The 16,446-nt window shown below is 73.5% G+C and carries 15 protein-coding genes and 1 pseudogene; 7 read left to right on the top strand and 9 right to left on the bottom strand.

Translation table 11 applies throughout. From position 1 onward, the window contains the following. The 3 genes from JQX11_RS16730 to pdxH are packed head-to-tail and all read right to left on the bottom strand — an operon-like array spanning position 1 to position 2,907. A complete protein-coding gene (locus JQX11_RS16730) occupies positions 1 to 930 on the bottom strand; it encodes an aldose 1-epimerase family protein (protein WP_204925872.1) in 930 nt (309 codons plus the stop codon). A 58-nt stretch (positions 931 to 988) separates the two neighbouring features. Beyond that, the gene (locus tag JQX11_RS16725) at positions 989 to 2,281 is read right to left on the bottom strand and encodes an MFS transporter (protein ID WP_204925871.1); all 1,293 of its coding nucleotides are present in this window, start codon (positions 2,279 to 2,281) and stop codon (positions 989 to 991) included. Beyond that, positions 2,278 to 2,907 (bottom strand): pyridoxamine 5'-phosphate oxidase, encoded by a 630-nt coding sequence (gene pdxH, locus JQX11_RS16720; protein ID WP_204925985.1) that lies wholly within the window; start codon positions 2,905 to 2,907, stop codon positions 2,278 to 2,280. Before pdxH ends, JQX11_RS16725 begins: the two co-directional genes overlap by 4 nt. A gap of 270 nt (positions 2,908 to 3,177) precedes the next feature. Between pdxH and JQX11_RS16715 the strand changes: the two genes are divergently transcribed. From JQX11_RS16715 to JQX11_RS16700, 4 genes are all read left to right on the top strand, one after another. Beyond that, positions 3,178 to 4,284, top strand: coding sequence for a citrate synthase 2 (locus tag JQX11_RS16715; RefSeq protein WP_145917623.1), 1,107 nt, complete (start codon positions 3,178 to 3,180; stop codon positions 4,282 to 4,284). Between the two features lie 262 nt (positions 4,285 to 4,546). Then, the gene (gene serC / locus JQX11_RS16710; protein WP_204925870.1) at positions 4,547 to 5,674 is read left to right on the top strand and encodes a phosphoserine transaminase; all 1,128 of its coding nucleotides are present in this window, start codon (positions 4,547 to 4,549) and stop codon (positions 5,672 to 5,674) included. A gap of 188 nt (positions 5,675 to 5,862) precedes the next feature. Beyond that, entirely contained in the window at positions 5,863 to 6,942 is a 1,080-nt protein-coding gene (gene sepH / locus JQX11_RS16705) for a septation protein SepH (protein ID WP_204925869.1), read from the top strand. A gap of 60 nt (positions 6,943 to 7,002) precedes the next feature. Continuing rightward, entirely contained in the window at positions 7,003 to 7,989 is a 987-nt protein-coding gene (locus tag JQX11_RS16700) for an aldo/keto reductase (RefSeq protein WP_204925868.1), read from the top strand. 140 nt (positions 7,990 to 8,129) lie between these two features. Here the strand turns inward: JQX11_RS16700 and thpR are convergent. From thpR to JQX11_RS16675, 5 genes and pseudogenes are all read right to left on the bottom strand, one after another. After that, positions 8,130 to 8,699, bottom strand: a pseudogene (thpR, locus tag JQX11_RS16695) (RNA 2',3'-cyclic phosphodiesterase); the annotation flags it as partial. Further along, positions 8,696 to 9,211, bottom strand: coding sequence for a hypothetical protein (locus JQX11_RS16690; RefSeq protein WP_204925866.1), 516 nt, complete (start codon positions 9,209 to 9,211; stop codon positions 8,696 to 8,698). The pseudogene thpR and the gene JQX11_RS16690, both read right to left, overlap by 4 nt. A gap of 91 nt (positions 9,212 to 9,302) precedes the next feature. Next, positions 9,303 to 10,607: an MFS transporter gene (locus tag JQX11_RS16685; RefSeq protein WP_204925865.1), complete on the bottom strand. Its 1,305-nt coding sequence runs from the start codon at positions 10,605 to 10,607 to the stop codon at positions 9,303 to 9,305. A 66-nt stretch (positions 10,608 to 10,673) separates the two neighbouring features. After that, positions 10,674 to 11,123 carry a MarR family winged helix-turn-helix transcriptional regulator gene (locus tag JQX11_RS16680; RefSeq protein ID WP_204925864.1) on the bottom strand — a complete coding sequence of 150 codons (450 nt, stop codon included), beginning with the start codon at positions 11,121 to 11,123 and terminating at the stop codon, positions 10,674 to 10,676. Positions 11,124 to 11,249: 126 nt separating this feature from the next. After that, positions 11,250 to 12,728: an NCS2 family permease gene (locus tag JQX11_RS16675; protein ID WP_204925863.1), complete on the bottom strand. Its 1,479-nt coding sequence runs from the start codon at positions 12,726 to 12,728 to the stop codon at positions 11,250 to 11,252. An 89-nt stretch (positions 12,729 to 12,817) separates the two neighbouring features. Here JQX11_RS16675 and JQX11_RS16670 point away from each other — a divergent pair, with 89 nt between their 5' ends. Then, positions 12,818 to 13,075, top strand: a complete 258-nt coding sequence (locus JQX11_RS16670) for a DUF2530 domain-containing protein (protein ID WP_204925862.1) — start codon at positions 12,818 to 12,820, stop codon at positions 13,073 to 13,075. An 11-nt stretch (positions 13,076 to 13,086) separates the two neighbouring features. Here JQX11_RS16670 and JQX11_RS16665 read toward each other — a convergent pair whose 3' ends face one another. Further along, positions 13,087 to 13,923, bottom strand: coding sequence for a DUF3027 domain-containing protein (locus JQX11_RS16665; RefSeq protein ID WP_204925861.1), 837 nt, complete (start codon positions 13,921 to 13,923; stop codon positions 13,087 to 13,089). A gap of 86 nt (positions 13,924 to 14,009) precedes the next feature. Here JQX11_RS16665 and JQX11_RS16660 point away from each other — a divergent pair, with 86 nt between their 5' ends. Both JQX11_RS16660 and JQX11_RS16655 read left to right on the top strand, forming a co-directional pair. Further along, on the top strand, positions 14,010 to 15,773 hold the full coding sequence (locus tag JQX11_RS16660; RefSeq protein WP_232377968.1) for an MFS transporter: 1,764 nt from the start codon (positions 14,010 to 14,012) through the stop codon (positions 15,771 to 15,773). Continuing rightward, on the top strand, positions 15,770 to 16,420 hold the full coding sequence (locus JQX11_RS16655; protein WP_204925859.1) for a futalosine hydrolase: 651 nt from the start codon (positions 15,770 to 15,772) through the stop codon (positions 16,418 to 16,420). The genes JQX11_RS16660 and JQX11_RS16655 overlap by 4 nt, the downstream gene beginning before the upstream one ends. The last annotated feature ends 26 nt before the right edge of the window (positions 16,421 to 16,446 follow it).

The raw sequence follows: 16,446 nt of genomic DNA, 5'->3' as shown, positions 1-16,446 counted from the left end.
TCAGACCCCGGGCCGGATGCCCCAGATGCCCCGCCAGGTCTCCCCCGGGGCCAGCGCGATCACGTCCCGACCGGACCGGAACGCGTCCGGTGGGCAGGTCATCGGCTCCACCGCCACCGACCGGCGGTGCCGCTCGCCGGTCAACGCGTCCCCGGTGAAAACCTGCCACCAGCCGAACTGGTGGTCGGCCCACAGGCACACCCCGTCCGCGTCGTCCGGGGCGGTCAGGGTCACCGACGAACCACCGTCGTCACCCCGGATCACGTCCCCGAAGCAGAGGTCGAGCTGCGCGGCGCCGATCGGCCGGGCGGTGGTCCAGTCGTACTCGGTGCCGGCCACCGGGGTCGCCCCGATCGGCAGCAACCGGGCGTCGACCTGGAGCCGGCTGCGGGCCGGCAGCCGCATCGTCAGGTCGTCCACGGCCACCCCGGCCAGCCGCAGGTACGGGTGGACGGAGAAGCCGAACGGCGCGGCCTCGGCCCCGGTGTTGGTCACCTCGTGCTCGCCACGCAGCCCGTCCGCGCCCACGCTCCACCGGCTCCGCAGCCGCAGCGACCACGGGTAGCCGGGGGTGGGCGGCAGGTCGTAGCCGAGGGTCACCGCGTCGGCCGACTCCTCGATCGGCTGCCAGCGCACCCAGTTGACCAGGCCGTGCAGGGCGACCCCCCGGGTCGGCTCGGTCAGGTCGAGCTGCAACGACCGGCCGCCGAAGGAGTACTGCCCGTCCCTGATCCGGTTCGGCCAGGGAGCGAGCACCTGCCCGGCGCTACCGGGGGTGATCTCGTCCTCGGCGTACCCGTCGAGGTAGTCGACCCCGTTGCGCCGGTAGGTCCGAACCCCACCGCCGACCTCGACGATGACGGCCTCGTGGCCGTCGGCGGCGATCGTCCACTGTGTCCCCGAGGGCGGGCGGTGCGCAGCGTTGTCCATGCCGTGACCTTAGTCCGTGCCCTGTCCGGCCCGCCGGACCCGGCGCACCCGTCCCACGTCAGCCACGGCCCTGTGCCGCCGTGCCCGCCCGGTAGCGCAGCAGGGCCGGGAAACCCACCACCAGCAGCACCGCCAGCCCGGCCGAGAGCAACCCGCCGGCCACCCAGGCGACCGAGCCACCGAACCCGGCGGCCATCGCCCCGGCCCGCAGGTCGCCCAGCCGGGGCCCGCCGGCCACCACCACCGTGTTCACCCCCTGGAGCCGGCCGCGCATCCGGTCCGGCGCGTAGATCAGCAGCATCGACTGCCGCAGTACCGCGCTGACCAGGTCAGCCGCCCCGGCCACCGCGAGCAGCAGCACCACCAGCCAGAGCTGCCGGGCCAGCCCGGCCGCCGCGATGGCCAGCCCCCAGCCGACCACCGCCACCACCAGGGCGAGCCCCTGCCGCCGCAGCCGGCCGATCCAGCCGGAGGTCAGCCCGCCCAGCATCGCGCCGATCGCGATGGCGCTGTAGAGCCACCCGACCGCCGCCCCGCCGCCGAACCGCTCCTGCGCCACCTCGGGGAAGAGCGCCCGGGGCATGGCCAGGATCATCGCGATCAGGTCGATGGCGAACGAGGAGAGCAGCACCGGCGTGGTGGCCAGGTAGCGGAACCCGTCGAGGATGCCCGCCAGGCCACCCCGACGCGCCTCACCCTCGGCCGGTGGGGCCGGGGGCATCGCGGGCAGTCGTACCGTCGCCACCACCAGCCCGGTGAACAGCAGGGCGTCGGCCGCGTAGGCGACCGGCAGCCCGGCGTCGGTGCCGAACCCGGCGAAGACCAGGCCGGCGGCGAGCGGGCCGGCCACCGCCGCGGCGGTGAAGGTGGTGTAGTTCAGGGTGCTGCCCGCCGGGACCAGCTCGGGCGGGAGCAGCCGGGGCAGGATCGCCGACCGGGCCGGTGAGCTGATCGCGAACGCGATCGAGTGCACCGTCACCAGCGCCAGCAGCAGCACCGGGCTGCCGAGCCCGGACAGCGCGTGCCCGAGCAGGCCGAGCATCGACAGCCAGAGCAGCGCCGAGCCGGCCAGCAGCACCCGCCGCCGGTCCCGGGCGTCGGCCACCGCCCCGCCCCACAGCCCGAAGACCAGCAGCGGCAGGAACCCGGCCACCCCGAGCAGCCCGACCCAGAAGGAGTCCCGGGTCAGCGCGTACATCTCCACCGGTACGGCGACCGCGGTGAACTGGAACCCGAACATCGCCACCGTGTTGCCGAGCCACATCCGGCGGTACGCGGGGACCCGCAGCGGGCGCAGGTCGATGGCCAGCCGACGGGCCCGCCCCGGCCGGGTCGGTGTGACGGCGGTCACGGGGCCAGCCGCTCGACGGCCCAGCCGTCCCCCTCGACCCGGCGGAACCGTAGCCGGTCGTGCAACCGGCCGGCCCGGCCCTGCCAGAACTCCACCGTCTCCGGATGGACCCGGAACCCGCCCCAGTGCGGGGGCGCCGGGACCGGCGTGCCGGCCGGGAACCGCTCCGCCACCTCCCGGTACGCCTCCTGGAGCGCGGCCCGGTCCGGCACCACCGCCGACTGGCTGCTCGCCCAGGCCCCGAGCTGGGAGCCGCGCGGCCGGGACGCGAAGTACGCCTCGGTCTCACCCCGCCCGACGTGCGCCACCCGACCGGTCACCACCACCTGCCGCTGCATCGGGAACCAGGGGAAGACCAGGCTGGCCCACGGGTTGTCGGCCAGTTCGGTGCCCTTGCGCGAGCCGTGGTTGGTGAAGAAGACGAACCCCTGCGGGTCGTACTCCTTGAGCAGCACGGTCCGGCCGCTGGGCCGACCGGCGGCGTCGGCGGTGCCGAGGACCATCGCGTTCGGCTCGGGCAGGCCGGCGGCGACCGCGTCGGCGAGCCAGCGGCCGAACTGGGTGGGCCAGTCGGCGGCCAGGTCCGTCTCGGAAAGCCCCAGGTCGGCGGCGTACTCGTGCCGCATGGCCGCCAGGGCGGGTGTGTCGCCCGTCACGTCGTCCTCCTCACGCCGGCCGTCCGCGTCCCGACGACGCTGGTCAGCCCACCGATCAGTCTCACGGAGCGCACCCCGGCGTCCAGCGGCGGGGATGTCGCGTGCAGCACAGTCGCAGCGGGTCGCGCGCTTGGTTACTCACCAGGCAAGATGGCGAGAACACATCACTGAGGGTCGCCTTAGGTACCGGGCCGGACCGAGCCCGTGGCGGGCGCACCGAGCCAGAAGCCAGGAGACGACATGGCCGACTTCAAACCGGGCCTCGAAGGCGTCGTGGCCTTCGAGACAGAGATCGCCGAACCGGACCGCGAGGGCGGCGCGCTGCGCTACCGGGGCGTGGACATCGAGGATCTGATCGGCCAGGTCTCCTTCGGCAACGTCTGGGCCCTGCTGGTCGACGGGCGTTTCGGCCCCGGCCTGCCGCCCGCCGAGCCGTTCCCGGTGCCGGTGCACTCCGGTGACATCCGCGTCGACGTGCAGTCCGCGGTCGCGATGCTCGCCCCGTACTGGGGGCTCAGTCAACTGCTCGACATCTCCGACGCCCAGGCCCGCGCCGACCTGGCCCGGGTCTCGGTCACCGCGCTGTCCTTCGTCGCCCAGTCCGCCCGCGGGCTGGGTCTGCCGGCGGTGCCGCAGAAGGAGATCGACAAGGCGGAGACCATCGTCGAGCGGTTCATGAAGCGCTGGCGCGGCGAGCCCGACCCCCGGCACGTCAAGGCCGTCGACGCGTACTTCATCTCGGCCGCCGAGCACGGCCTGAACGCCTCCACCTTCACCGCCCGGATCGTCGCCTCCACCGGGGCCGACGCGGCGGCCTGCATCTCGTCGGGCATCGGCGCGCTCTCCGGCCCGCTGCACGGCGGCGCGCCGTCGCGGGTGCTCACCATGCTGGAGGCCGTCGAGCGCAGCGGCGACGCCGAGGGGTACGTCAAGGGCGTCCTCGACCGGGGCGAGCGGCTGATGGGCTTCGGCCACCGCGTCTACCGGGCCGAGGATCCGCGCGCCCGGGTGCTCCGGCGCACCGCCCGGGAGCTGGGCGCACCGCGCTTCGAGGTCGCCGAGGCGCTGGAGAAGGCCGCCCTGGCCGAGCTCCAGGCCCGCCGCCCGGACCGGGTCCTCGCCACCAACGTCGAGTTCTGGTCGGCCGTCGTGCTCGACTTCGCCGAGGTGCCGGCGCACATGTTCACCTCGATGTTCACCTGCGCCCGGATGGGCGGCTGGTCGGCGCACATCCTGGAGCAGAAGAAGCTCCAGCGGCTCGTCCGGCCGTCGGCCCGCTACGTCGGGCCCGGCACCCGCAAGCCGCAGCAGGTCGAGGGCTGGGACGCCATCCCGCACGGCGTCTGAGCACACCTGCCCGCAGGGGGCGTCGACCGGCCGGTCGACGCCCCCTGCGCGTGGCCGGCCGGTCGCGCCCGGTGTGTCCGACGCCTCAGCCCCGGGCCTGGGACCAGCCGGCATCCGGGCCGCCACGGGTGCGAGGATGAAGGCCGGCAGTGTCGCCGGACCAGGCCCGGACCCGGCCACGACGTGCGCCAGCGCGCGTCCGCCGCGGCACCGCGCCCGTTGAAGGGCCCGCCCTCGCCCATGCGGAAGGATCGAGAAAACCGTGGCTGACGCACCGACCATCCGGATTCCCGACGACATCAAGCCCGCCGACGGGCGGTTCGGCTGCGGGCCGTCCAAGGTCCGTCCGGCGGCGGTCTCCGCGCTCGCCGACGTGGCGACCAGCTTCCTGGGCACCTCGCACCGGCAGCAGACCGTCCGGGCCGAGGTCGCCCGGCTCCGCCAGGGCCTGGCCGAGTTCTTCTCCCTCCCCGAGGGCTACGAGGTGGTCCTCGGCAACGGCGGCACCACCGCCTTCTGGGAGGTCGCCACCTTCGGGCTGGTCCGCGACCGGGCCCAGTTCGCCAGCTTCGGCGAGTTCGGCGCGAAGTTCGCCAAGTCGGTCTCCGACGCGCCGTTCCTGGGCGAGCCGACCGTCCGCAAGTCCGAGCCGGGCAGCGCCCCGAGCCTGGTCGCCGAGGCCGGGGTGGACGTCTACGCCACCCCGCACAACGAGACCTCCACCGGTGTCGCGGTGCCGATCGGCCGGGTCGCCGACGCCGACCCGGGCTCGCTGCTGCTGGTCGACGCCACCTCCGGGGCCGGCGGTCTGGACGTCAACGTCGGCGAGACCGACGTCTACTACTTCGCCCCGCAGAAGTGCTTCGGCTCCGACGGCGGGCTCTGGCTGGCCCTGATGTCGCCGGCCGCCCTGGAGCGGGCCGCCGAGATCAAGGGCTCGGGCCGCTACATCCCGGCCTTCCTCGACCTGGTCACCGCAATCGACAACTCGCGGCTGGAGCAGACGTACAACACCCCGGCGCTGGCGACCATCTTCCTGGCCGCCGAGCAGACCGACTGGATGAACTCGCAGGGCGGCCTGAGCTGGGCGGCCAAGCGCACCGCCGAGAGCGCCGGGATCGTCTACGGCTGGGCCGAGCGGTCCGCGTTCGCCACCCCGTTCGTCACCGATCCGACGCTGCGCTCCAACGTGGTCGCCACCGTCGACTTCGCCGACGGGGTCGACGCCGCCGCGATCGCCAAGGTGCTGCGGGCCAACGGGATCGTCGACACCGAGCCGTACCGCAAACTCGGCCGCAACCAGCTGCGGGTCGCGCTCTTCCCGGCGGTGGAACCGTCCGACGTGGAGGCGCTCACCGCCGCCATCGACTACGTGGTCGAGCGGCTCTGATCACATCCGTCACGGTGGGTGGTCGCAGCGGCTGCTGCGGCCACCCATTGTGATCATTGCCGCAGCTCAGTCGCGACATGCGGATTCACCTCCCCCACCTGTGGGCAGATGGGCGTACGGTGGTGCGAGGACGCCCGGGTGGCCGGCTCGTGGCGTGACGGCCAGCGAAGCGGGACGGAGGCTACGCCATGCGCCCAGTACGCTTCGTCGCCCTCTCCGAGGACGGCCAGGCGCTGGTGCTCGCCGACGAGGTCGGGCGCCTGCTCGCCCTCCCCATCGACGAACGCATCGCGACCGTGCTGCACGCCGAGCCCGGCACGCCGCCGCTCGCCGTCGTCCCGGTCGGGGCCGATCCGACCCCGTCGCTGTCCCCCCGGGACATCCAGGCCCGCATCCGCTCCGGCGAGTCCGCCGAGGACGTCGCCCGGATCGCCGGCGTCCCCGTCGACCGGGTGCTGCGCTACGCCGGCCCGGTGCTCCAGGAGCGGGCCATGCTCGCCCAGCACGCCCGGCGCACCCGGCTCAAGGGCGCCGAGAAGGCCACCCCGCTGGCCGAGGTTGTCAACGGCCGGCTGGCCCAGCACGGCATCGACACCGAGAAGATCTCCTGGGACGCCTTCCGGCGCGACGACGGCACCTGGCGGATCATCGCGACCTGGCCGTCCGGCAAGGCCACCGCGCAGGCCGTCTGGGATCTCGACAAGCTCCGGCAGAACGTCACCCCGCACGACGACATGGCGCAGTACCTCTGCGCCGAGCGTCCCACGCCGATCCTCGGCCAGGAGCCGGCACCGGAGCGGGGCGGTCACGCGCTGCCCGGTCCGTCGCGCGGTGAGCCGAGCCGGGGCGGGCACGGCCTGCCGGCCGCGGGCGAGCAGGCCCGACCGGGCCGGGACCCGATCCGGGCCGGCCGGGACGCGCTGCTCGCCTCACTGGACCGTCCGCTCGGCGGCACCTCGGGGCGGGGTCTCGACCCGCGCTCCCCGGCCGCGCTGGCCGGTGCCGACGCCCCCCGTCAGCGGGCCGTCGGCGGTGGCGCCGCCGCACTGCTCGGCGGCGGGCAGGGTTCCGCCTTCGACGACGACTCGGACGCACCGAAGGAGGTCCCGGCCGTGCCGTCGCTGGCGGTGCTCCGGCCGCGCCGCACCGGCGCGGCGGCGGCTGCCGGTGGCGAGTCGACGGACGCCTCGGGCAAGCCGCGCAAGCGCCTCCCGAGCTGGGACGACGTCCTCTTCGGCAGTGGCCCGGCGGCCCGCGAGTCCTCCTGACCCGGGGCTCCACCCTGGCAGTGCCCGGCGGCGTTCCGCCGCGCGTGTCAGGGTGGGGTCATGGAGTACACGAATCTGGGACGCACCGGCCTGTCGGTGAGCCGGCTCTGCCTCGGCACGATGAACTTCGGGCCGCAGACGTCCGAGCCGGACAGCTTCGCCATCATGGACCGGGCGCTCGAACACGGCATCAACTTCTTCGACACCGCCAACGTGTACGGCTGGCAGACCGGTGAGGGGATCACCGAGCAGATCATCGGCCGCTGGTTCGCCCAGGGCGGCAGCCGGCGGGACAAGGTCGTCCTGGCCACCAAGGTCTACGGCAAGATGAGCGAGTGGCCCAACGACCAGGGCCTGAGCGCCCGACACATCGTCCGGGCCTGTGAGGACTCGCTGCGTCGGCTGCAGACCGACGTGATCGACCTCTACCAGATGCACCACGTCTCCCGGAGCACCCCGTGGGAGGAGATCTGGCAGGCGATGGAGACCCTCGTCGCACAGGGCAAGGTGATCTATGTCGGGTCGTCCAACTTCGCCGGTTGGCACATCGCCCAGGCGCAGGCCGCCGCCGGGAAGCGCAACTTCCTCGGTCTGGTCGCCGAGCAGTCCATCTACAACCTGCTCACCCGGCACGTCGAGCTGGAGGTGATCCCCGCCGCGCAGCACTACGGGCTCGGGGTCATCCCGTGGTCGCCGCTGCACGGCGGGCTGCTCTCCGGGGTGCTGCGCAAGATGGCCGAGGGTGGGGCCGCGCGGGGCACCGCCGGTCGCGCCGCCGACGGGCTCGCCGCACACCGGCCGGCCATCGAGGCGTACGAGAAGTTCTGCGCGGAGCGGGGTCAGGACCCGGCCGACGTGGCGTTGGCCTGGCTGCTCTCCCGGCCCGGGGTGACCGCCCCGATCATCGGTCCGCGTACGGTGGCGCAGCTCGACAACACCCTGGGTGCGCTCTCGGTGGAGATTGACGAGGCGACGGAGCAGCGGCTCGACGAGCTGTTCCCGCCGGTCGGCAACGGCGGCCCCGGCCCGGAGGCCTGGGCCTGGTGACCCACCCGCCGGGGTGATCAACTCAACGGGGGCGATGTGGCGGTGTCCGAGCGCTCGGACACCGCTGTGTCGCCCCCGTCGCGCCGGGGCAGCGCGGCGGGGCGGGGCAGCGCGTCGGGGCGGGCAGGCGGGCGCGGTGCCAGGGGCCAGCTGGTCAGGGGGGTGTGGTGCGGGCCGGGGCGGCTGTGGACCAGCACCAGGTCGGTGGCCGGCCACGACGGGCCGAGGTGGGCGTCGAGGGCGAGCCGGTCGGCCTCCACCTCGGACGGGGTGAGCCGGTCCCCGGGACGGGCCACCGTCAGGTGCGGGCGGAACGGCTTCCCGTCGTACGGCAGGCCGGCCCGGTCCAGCTCGGCACGGATCAGCCGGGCCAGGGTACGCAGCGCCGGAGCCTCCCCCAGCACGTCCACCCAGAGCACTGTGGAGCGGCCCTGACCGAAGCAGCCCCCGCCGCCGAGCCGCAGCCGGGGCGGGTGCGTCCAACCGGCACGGGCGGTCCCGGCGGCCGCCGCGAGGGCACCCTGGACCTCGGGTAGTCGACCGGGTGTCACCTCGCCGAGGAAGGCCAGCGTGACGTGCAGGTGCGCTGGCTGTGTCAGGCGTACGTCGAGGCCGGCGGCGGTGGCCGTGCCCACCCGCAGCCGGGCCGTCCGGGCGGTGAGGTCGGCGACGGCGGACGGCGGTGGATAGACCGCGACGAAGAGTCTCACGCCCGCCGGTCACGGGGGCGACGGTCGGCGCGGGTGGCCGGCAGCCCCAGCCCCGCCCCGGCGAGCAGCCCCTCGACCCGGACCCGTTCGATCTCCCGGTCGACCCCGGTCAGCTCGGCCAGGTGCTCGGCGATCCCCAGTGCCCGGCAGGCGGCGCGCAGCCGGTCGTCGTACGCCTCGATGACCGAGCTGTGCCAGACCACCGAGCGGCCGCCCGCAGCGAGCCGGTGCCGGCCGAGTCGGCGCAGGTCGGCGGCGAGGAGTTCGAGGGGGCGGCGGTCGGCCCGGTCCAGCTCGGTCAGGTCGAGGTCGCCGGTGACCGGGTCGGTGGCGAGGGCCCGGTCGAGCCGGGCGATGGTGCGGCGTTCCCGACGGCGTTCCCGCCACTCGGCCCAGCCGCAGGCCACCCGGTCGAGAATTTCGTCATAGCAGAAGACCAGGGCGAACGCCGCCGGCAGGCAGGCCACGGCGAGGATAGCCAGTACCAGCGTCAGTGCGCTCTCGCCTGCCACACCTCGACGCTAAGGCCCGCCGGGGCCGCGCGCCACCGCTTTGTTGCTATCTGAACGCTGTGCGTGTCCGCCCCGGGACGGACCGCGCCGCTCACCGCCCGCTGGGGGTGAGCAGCCCGGTGCGGGACACCACGTAGAAGCGGGGCATGGGCAGCACCCGGAAACGCAGCCGGGCGCCGGAGCGGCGGAGCTGCCAGGCGAGCGCGAGCAGGGCGGTGGCCAGGGAGATGAGCCCACCCATCCAGATGCTCGCCCCGGCGCCGAAGGTCTCGGCGACCCAGCCGATGATCGGCGCGCCGACCGGGTTGGTGCCCAGGAACACCAGCACCCACAGGGCCATCACCCGGCCCCGGAAGGCGGCGTCGGTGCCGAGCTGTACCCGCTGGTTGGCCGCCTGGGCGAAGAAGACCATGAAGAAGCCGGTCGGCAGGAGCAGGGTCACCACCAGCCAGTACGCCGGGGCGAGGCCGACCAGGGTGCCGAAGACCGCACAGCCGACGGCCGCGCCGAGCACCAGCCAGACCGAGGGGCGGCTGCGCCGGCCGGTGCCGGCGAGCGCCCCGACCAGCGCGCCGACCGCCAGCGCGGTGCTGAACAGGCCGAACGAGGCGGCCCCGGTGTGGAAGACCGTCTTGGCCAGCGCGGCGAGGGTGAGCTGGAAGTTGAACAGCGACATCCCGATCACCGACATGACCACCATCGGCAGCAGCAGGTCGGGGCGGCTACGGACGTAGCGCAGCCCGTCGATGATCTTGGCCGAGTCCCGTTCGCCGAGCGGCGGGAGTTCCTTGCGGTACAGCTCGGCCGGTCGCATCCGGACCACGTTGGCCAGCGGCGCGACGGAGCTGACGGCGGTGAACAGAAAGACCGGGCCGACGTCGAACGCGGCGATGGCCAGGCCGGCGACGGCGGGACCGATGATCCGGGCCGAGTTGAACACCGCCGCGTTGAGCGAGAGCGCGTTGGGCAGCAGGGTGGTGCCGACGAGTTCGCTGACGAACGCCTGCCGGACCGGGGTCTCCACCGCGTTGGCGATGCCGAGCAGGGCGGCGAACGTGAAGACGTGCCACAGCTCGACCAGGCCGGTGAGCACCAGCAGGCTCATCCCCAGCGCCAGCACCGTCCAGAAGGCGTTGGCGACGAACAGCAACATCCGCTTGTCGTACCGGTCGGCGAGCCGGCCGGAGAGCAGGGTGAGCAGCAGCACCGGGGTGAACTGGAGGGCGGTGACCACGCCGAGCGCGGTGGCGGAATTGTCCGAAAGCTCAAGGACGAGCCAGTCCTGGGCGATGAACATCATCCAGACGCCGATCAGTTTGATCAGCTGTCCGGTGGCGAAGAGTCGGTAGTTACGGACTCGTAGGGACTGGAACATCGTGCTCAGCTTCGCCTGCACTCTTGGTGCGCCTCCTCGGGCCGGGTACGCGTCATCGACGGCGGACGGCGCGGACCCGGTGGGGCGTCAGGCGCGGGCGAGCTGCTGGAGGATGTCGGCGGCCCGCCGTAGCGTGTCGCGTTCGTCCTCCGTGAGCGCGGCCAGCCGGCTGGCCAGCCACTCGTTGCGGGCCCGCTCGAACTGGTCGAGCACGGCCCGGCCTCCCTCGGTGGCCGCCAGGATCACCTGCCGGCCGTCGGTCGGGTGGGGGGTGCGCTGCACCAGGCCGCGCTCCTCCAACTTCGCGACGATCTTGGTCATCGTCGGTGGCTGGACCCGTTCGACGTCGGCCAGTTCCCGGGGCGTCAGCGCGCCCGCCAGCCGGAGGCTGGTGAGCGCGGAGAGCTGGGTGACCGTCAGGTCGCCGACCGGGCGCGCCTGCCGGACCCGCCGGTTGAGTCGGGTGATCGCATCACGCAGCTGGGGTGCCAGCTGCGCCGGTGGCACGCGGTTCGCCGTCACCGTCCGCTCCGTCACAGTCGTTAGCCTAACTAATGAGCATGGCTAATGACATGCCATATGACCATGCTCACGAGGGGGAATGCCGCCGCCCCGGGCCGGGCATCCCGACGGGTCGCCCGGCCCGGCGGCCGACGGGTGGGGCTACATCACCGCGGACTCGATCGGCCCCCGCAGGAAGTAGAGCACGAACAGCACCGCCACCGCGTAGAGCAGCGGATGGATCTCCCGCGCCTTCCCCTTGGCCAGCTTCAGCACCACGTAGCTGATGATGCCCGCGCCGATGCCGTTGGAGATCGAGTAGGTGAACGGCATCAGGGTGATGGTGAGGAACGCCGGGATGGCGATCTCGTAGTCGGTCCAGTCGATCGTCCGCACCGCGGTCATCATCAGGAACCCGACCACCACCAGCGCCGTCGAGGCCGCCTCGAACGGCACCACCGTGGACAGCGGCGCCAGGAACATCGCCAGCAGGAACAGGGCGCCGGTGACCAGGTTGGCCACCCCGGTCCGGGCACCCTCCGCGACCCCCGAGGCGCTCTCGATGTACGACGTGTTGCTGGAGACGCTCGCCGCGCCACCCGCCGCCGCGGCGATCGAGTCGACCAGCAGGATCTCCTTCGCCCGGGGTGGGGTGCCCTGCTCGTCGAGCATGTCCCCCTCCTGGCCGATCGCGACCATCGTGCCCATCGTGTCGAAGAAGTCCGTGATCAACAGGGTGAAGACGAACATCAGCGGGATCAGCCAACCGGCCCGGCTCCACGAGCCCAGCACGTTGAAGTTGCCCAGCAGCGACAGGTCGGGGATGTCGACGAGCCGCTCGGGCAGCTTCGGCACGTTCAGCGACCAGCCCTCGGGGTTGGGCTTGCCGTCGACGAAGGACGGGCCCACCTTGGCGACCGCCTCCACGATGATCGCCAGCACGGTCGAGGCCAGGATGCCGATCAGGATCGCACCGCGTACCCGGCGCACCACCAGCACCAACGTCACCAGCAGACCCACCACGAAGACCAGCATCGGCCAACTGACGATCTTGCCGTTGATGCCGAGGCCCACCGGCACGGTGCTGTTCGCCGCGTCCGGCACCCGCCTGACGAAGCCGGCGTCGACCAGCCCGATGATGGTCAGGAACAACCCGATGCCGACCCCGATCGCGGTCTTGAGCTGCGTCGGGACCGAACGGAACACCGCCGTACGCAGGCCGGTGAGCACGAGGATCGCGATGAGCACACCCTCGATCACCACCAGCCCCATCGCGTCCGCCCAGGTCATCTGCGGGGCGATCTCGAACGCGACGAGCGCGTTCACCCCCAGACCGGCGGCCAGCGCCATCGGGAACCGCCCGACGACCCCCATCAGGATCGTCATCAGGCCCGCCACCAGCGCGGTCGCGGCGGCCAGCGCGGGGATCGAGAGCTTCTTGCCGTCACCGTCGGCGGCTCCGCCCAGGATCAACGGGTTCAACACCACGATGTACGCCATCGTGAAGAAGGTCGCCAGGCCACCCCGCACCTCGCGGCTCATCGTCGAGCCACGGGCGGAGATCTCGAAGAACCGGTCGAAACCGTTCCGGGGTTGAGCGGGATCAGAGGGAATGCCGTTGTCCGGCGGCGCAATGGCCATCAGGTCCTCGCAAATGATCTACCGTTGTCGCGCGCATCGTCCCAGATCAACGGCGGGCCGGGAAAGTACTTCGCGGTACGCTTCTGCCCGTGCCGCAGGAGCAACCACCCCGACCCGAACCACTCGACCCGCCGATGGTCCCGTTCGCCGTCGCCGGGCTGATCGCCTGGGCGGTGGCCGGACTCCTCCTGCTGGTCTTCTTCCGTGACTGGCTCACCGAACACGGCCACCAGGACTGGCTCTGGACCTGTCTGGCCGGGTTCCTGTGGGGCTTTCCCGGTCTGGTCACGATGATGCGGCACGACGCCCACCGGCGTCGCCGTCGGGAATCCGCCCCCCGGGGCTGACCGTCCGGCGGTCAGGCGGGGTCGGTCGACTCCACCGGCACCGGCTCGGCGACCGTCGGCGCGACGTCCACCGTCATCGACTCGACCGCGCTGTCGTCGTACACCGTCGGAAGCTCGTCGACCACCGGCTCGGGAGTCTCCACCAGGGTCTCCGAGTGCGCGCCACAGCCGTGGTCGGCACTGACCACCCGACCGTCGTCGGGGGCGTAGAAGTTGCCGCAGGCCCCGAACGCCTGCCGGAGCGCACCGGCCAGCGGCAGGTAGAAGCCGCAGGTGCCGCAGCGGGCCGACGCGGGGGCGGCGGTGGAGATCGGCGCCGACGGGCCCTGGTCGCCGTCGTACCAGCGTTGGGCCGTCTCGGCCCGTCCCTCGCGGGACAGCACGCGGGGGCGACCCAGGCCCAGCTCCCAGGAGGTCTCCTCGACCGCCGGGTCGTCGGAGAGCAGGTAGCCGGGGGCGAGCCGGTCGTCGTCCGACGGGGTGGGCAGCAGGTCACCGGGGCCGAGGTCACCCGGCTGGAGGCGTTCCTGCCAGGGCAGCCAGCCCGGCGCGAGCAGCGCGTCGGAGCCGGGCAGCAGCACCGTCTCACAGACGGTGACCTGCCGACTGCGCGGCACCCGGGTGACCGTCACCGCCCAGCGCCAGCCCCGGTAGCCACCGAGCAGACACTCGAAATAGTGGGTGACGACCCGGTCGCCCTCGGCGACGGCCCGCAGGTGGTCGCCGATGTCGGAGGGCTCCACCTCGGTGATCGCGTCGCGGGCCACCTCGACGGCGGCGGCGCAGACCTGGTCGAGGCGGGCGGCACGGGCGGGAGCGGGCCTGGTCACCCGACCATTGTTCCCCATGCGCGCCGCGCGCCGACAGGCACTCCCCGAGTGAGTCTTCCCCCGTGGTGCGGCGTACCTGGAGCAGATGGGCAAGGATGGTGCACATGCCGCTGTTCTCCCGCTCCGGGTCGTCCGTCCTGGGACGGACCGTCGGCACCGGCATCCGCGCCACCCGCCTGCTGCTGCGTGGCTCGGTCAACGGCGGACGCTGGGTGACCCGCCGCGCCGGCTCGGCCCGCGCACGGGGGGCCGGCGGCGAGACCGGCATGGTCCGCCTGTTCGACCTGCACGCCGTCTCCTGCGCCGGGGACACGTTGATCGCCATCGGACTGGCCGGGACCATCTTCTTCGACGTCCCGCTCGGCGAGGCCCGCAGCAAGGTCGCGCTCTACCTGCTGGTCACGATGGTGCCGTTCGCGATGCTGGCCCCCGTGGTCGGTCCGCTGCTCGACCACTTCCGGCACGGCCGCCGGTACGCGCTGGCCACCACCATGCTCGGCCGGGCCTTCCTCGCCTGGCTGATCTCCGACTACCTCGGCAGCCTCGGGCTCTATCCGGCCGCGTTCGGCGTGCTGGCGCTCTCCCGGGCGTACGGGGTGGCCCGGTCCGCCGCCGTACCCCGATTGCTGCCGGAGGGTCTCGGATTGTCCCAGGTGGGGGCGCGGGCCAGCGTCTACGGCACGGTGGCCGGGGCCCTGGTGGCCCCGCTGGGACTGGCGGCGTTCTGGTTCGGGCCGCAGTGGCCGCTGCGGGTCGCCTCGGTCATCTTCCTGGTCGGCATGGTTATCGCGCTGCGGCTGCCGCCCCGGGCGGACTCCGAGCCGCCCGAGCGGGTGCCCCGACCGCTGCGGGCGCTGCGCCGCAAGGGCGACCGTCCGCTGGGTAGGGGACGACCGGCGGGCCGGCTGGTGATCGCCACCCTGATCGGGGCGGCGGGGCTCCGCGCGCTCTACGGCTTCCTCCTGCTCTTCCTGGCGTTCGCGCTGAAGAAGGGGGACCTGACCAACGACCTGTTCGGCCGGGAACTCAACGACCAGGCGGCGCTGGGCCTGATCGGCGGGGCGCTGGCGGTGGGCGGTTTCCTGGCCACCGCGGTCGGCACCCGGCTGCGCATCCACCGGCCGGCGGCGATCCAGTCCAACACGATGATCATCGTGGCCGGGGTGGGCATCCTGACCGTGTTGAAGTTCTCGCTGCCGATGGTGGCACTGTTCTGCCTGGTCGCCGCCCTGTCCAGCGGGATCGCCAAGCTCGCCGTGGACGCCTCGATCCAGGAACGGATCCCCGAACGGCTGCGGGCCAGTTCCTTCGCCCACTCGGAGACCGTCCTGATGCTCGCCTTCGTCGCCGGGGGTGGGCTCGGCCTCGTCCCGTTCGAGGGTCGGATCGGCATCGCGGTCGCCGCCGGGGTGGGTGTCCTCGCCGCCGTACGGGGGGTCGTCGTGGCCGGTCGGCTCCGCGCCCAGCGGCTGCTCGGCCGGCCGCTCACCGACGAGGAACTGGCCGCCCAGGACCAGGCCGACGTTGCCGCCGACGAGGCCCGCCGCGCCCGCCGCGCCCGTGGCGCCACCGACGGCGCGGCGGCCCGTACCGGTGGGGACGCCGCCGACCGGCCGGACGGCGACCGCGCCGACCTGACCACCGATCAGCTGGCCGACAGCGCCGACGACGCGGCGGCCGAGGCGGCGGCCCACGCCGCACCCACCTCACCGGCACCGAGCGGGGCGAGCGACTCCAGGCGTTCCGCCGACGGGTTGGCCCCGCCGGGTTACCACATCTACCGGCCGTCCTCGGCCGTCCCGGGCAGCGGCAGCGGCAGCGGTGTCGATGACGACCAGCGACGACAGTCGCCGGGGTCGGTGTCGTGACGGGCCTGCTGGTACTCACCGCCGTACCGGCCGAGGCGGAGGCCGTCCGGGCCGGGCTGACCGATCCGACGGTGACCGTCCGGGCGATCGGCGTGGGTCCGGCCGTGGCCGGTGCCACCACGGCCCGGATGCTGGCCCTCGCGGAGGCCGCCGGCCATCCCTACCGCGCGGTGGTCAGCGCCGGGATCGCCGGCGGTTTCGCCGGCCGCGCCCCGGTCGGCGCCACGGTGCTCGCCTCCCGCAGCGTCGCCGCGGACCTCGGGGCCGAGTCCCCGACGGGCTTCATCCCCGTCGACGAGTTGGGCATGCCACCGGAGTTGCTCGGTGGCGGCCCCACCATCGACGTCGACCGGGCGCTGCTGGGCGCGCTACGCGCCGCCCTCCCCCAGGCGGTCGTCGGGGCGGTGCTGACGGTCAGCACGGTCACCGGCACGGCCGCGAGCACCACCGCCCTGGCCGACCGGCACCCCGACGCGGTGGCCGAGGCCATGGAGGGGTACGCGGTGGCGGTCGCCGCCACCCAGGCCGGCCTCCCCTTCGCCGAGCTGCGTACCGTCTCGAACCCGGTCGGCCCCCGGGACCGCGACGGCTGGCGGATGCGGGAGGCGTTCACCGCCCTGACCGAGGCGGCCCGCGCGCTGTCCTGAGACGCACCCGCCAGCCCGGGGGCCGG

Origin of the sequence: Micromonospora humida, from assembly GCF_016901255.1 — a bacterium.
GTDB lineage: Bacteria > Actinomycetota > Actinomycetes > Mycobacteriales > Micromonosporaceae > Micromonospora > Micromonospora wenchangensis.
The sequence above is the reverse complement of the archived record's forward strand: the minus strand, read 5'-3'. Positions and strand labels throughout refer to the sequence as shown.

What these genes read in the sequence shown, in the direction of transcription:
- JQX11_RS16730 (WP_204925872.1), bottom strand. Translation starts at nt 930, where the DNA reads ATGGACAACGCTGCGCACCGCCCGCCCTCGGGGACACAGTGGACGATC.
- pdxH (WP_204925985.1), bottom strand. Translation starts at nt 2,907, where the DNA reads ATGCGGCACGAGTACGCCGCCGACCTGGGGCTTTCCGAGACGGACCTG.
- JQX11_RS16715 (WP_145917623.1), top strand. Translation starts at nt 3,178, where the DNA reads ATGGCCGACTTCAAACCGGGCCTCGAAGGCGTCGTGGCCTTCGAGACA.
- sepH (WP_204925869.1), top strand. Translation starts at nt 5,863, where the DNA reads ATGCGCCCAGTACGCTTCGTCGCCCTCTCCGAGGACGGCCAGGCGCTG.
- JQX11_RS16700 (WP_204925868.1), top strand. Translation starts at nt 7,003, where the DNA reads ATGGAGTACACGAATCTGGGACGCACCGGCCTGTCGGTGAGCCGGCTC.
- JQX11_RS16675 (WP_204925863.1), bottom strand. Translation starts at nt 12,728, where the DNA reads ATGGCCATTGCGCCGCCGGACAACGGCATTCCCTCTGATCCCGCTCAA.
- JQX11_RS16665 (WP_204925861.1), bottom strand. Translation starts at nt 13,923, where the DNA reads ATGGGGAACAATGGTCGGGTGACCAGGCCCGCTCCCGCCCGTGCCGCC.
- JQX11_RS16660 (WP_232377968.1), top strand. Translation starts at nt 14,010, where the DNA reads ATGCCGCTGTTCTCCCGCTCCGGGTCGTCCGTCCTGGGACGGACCGTC.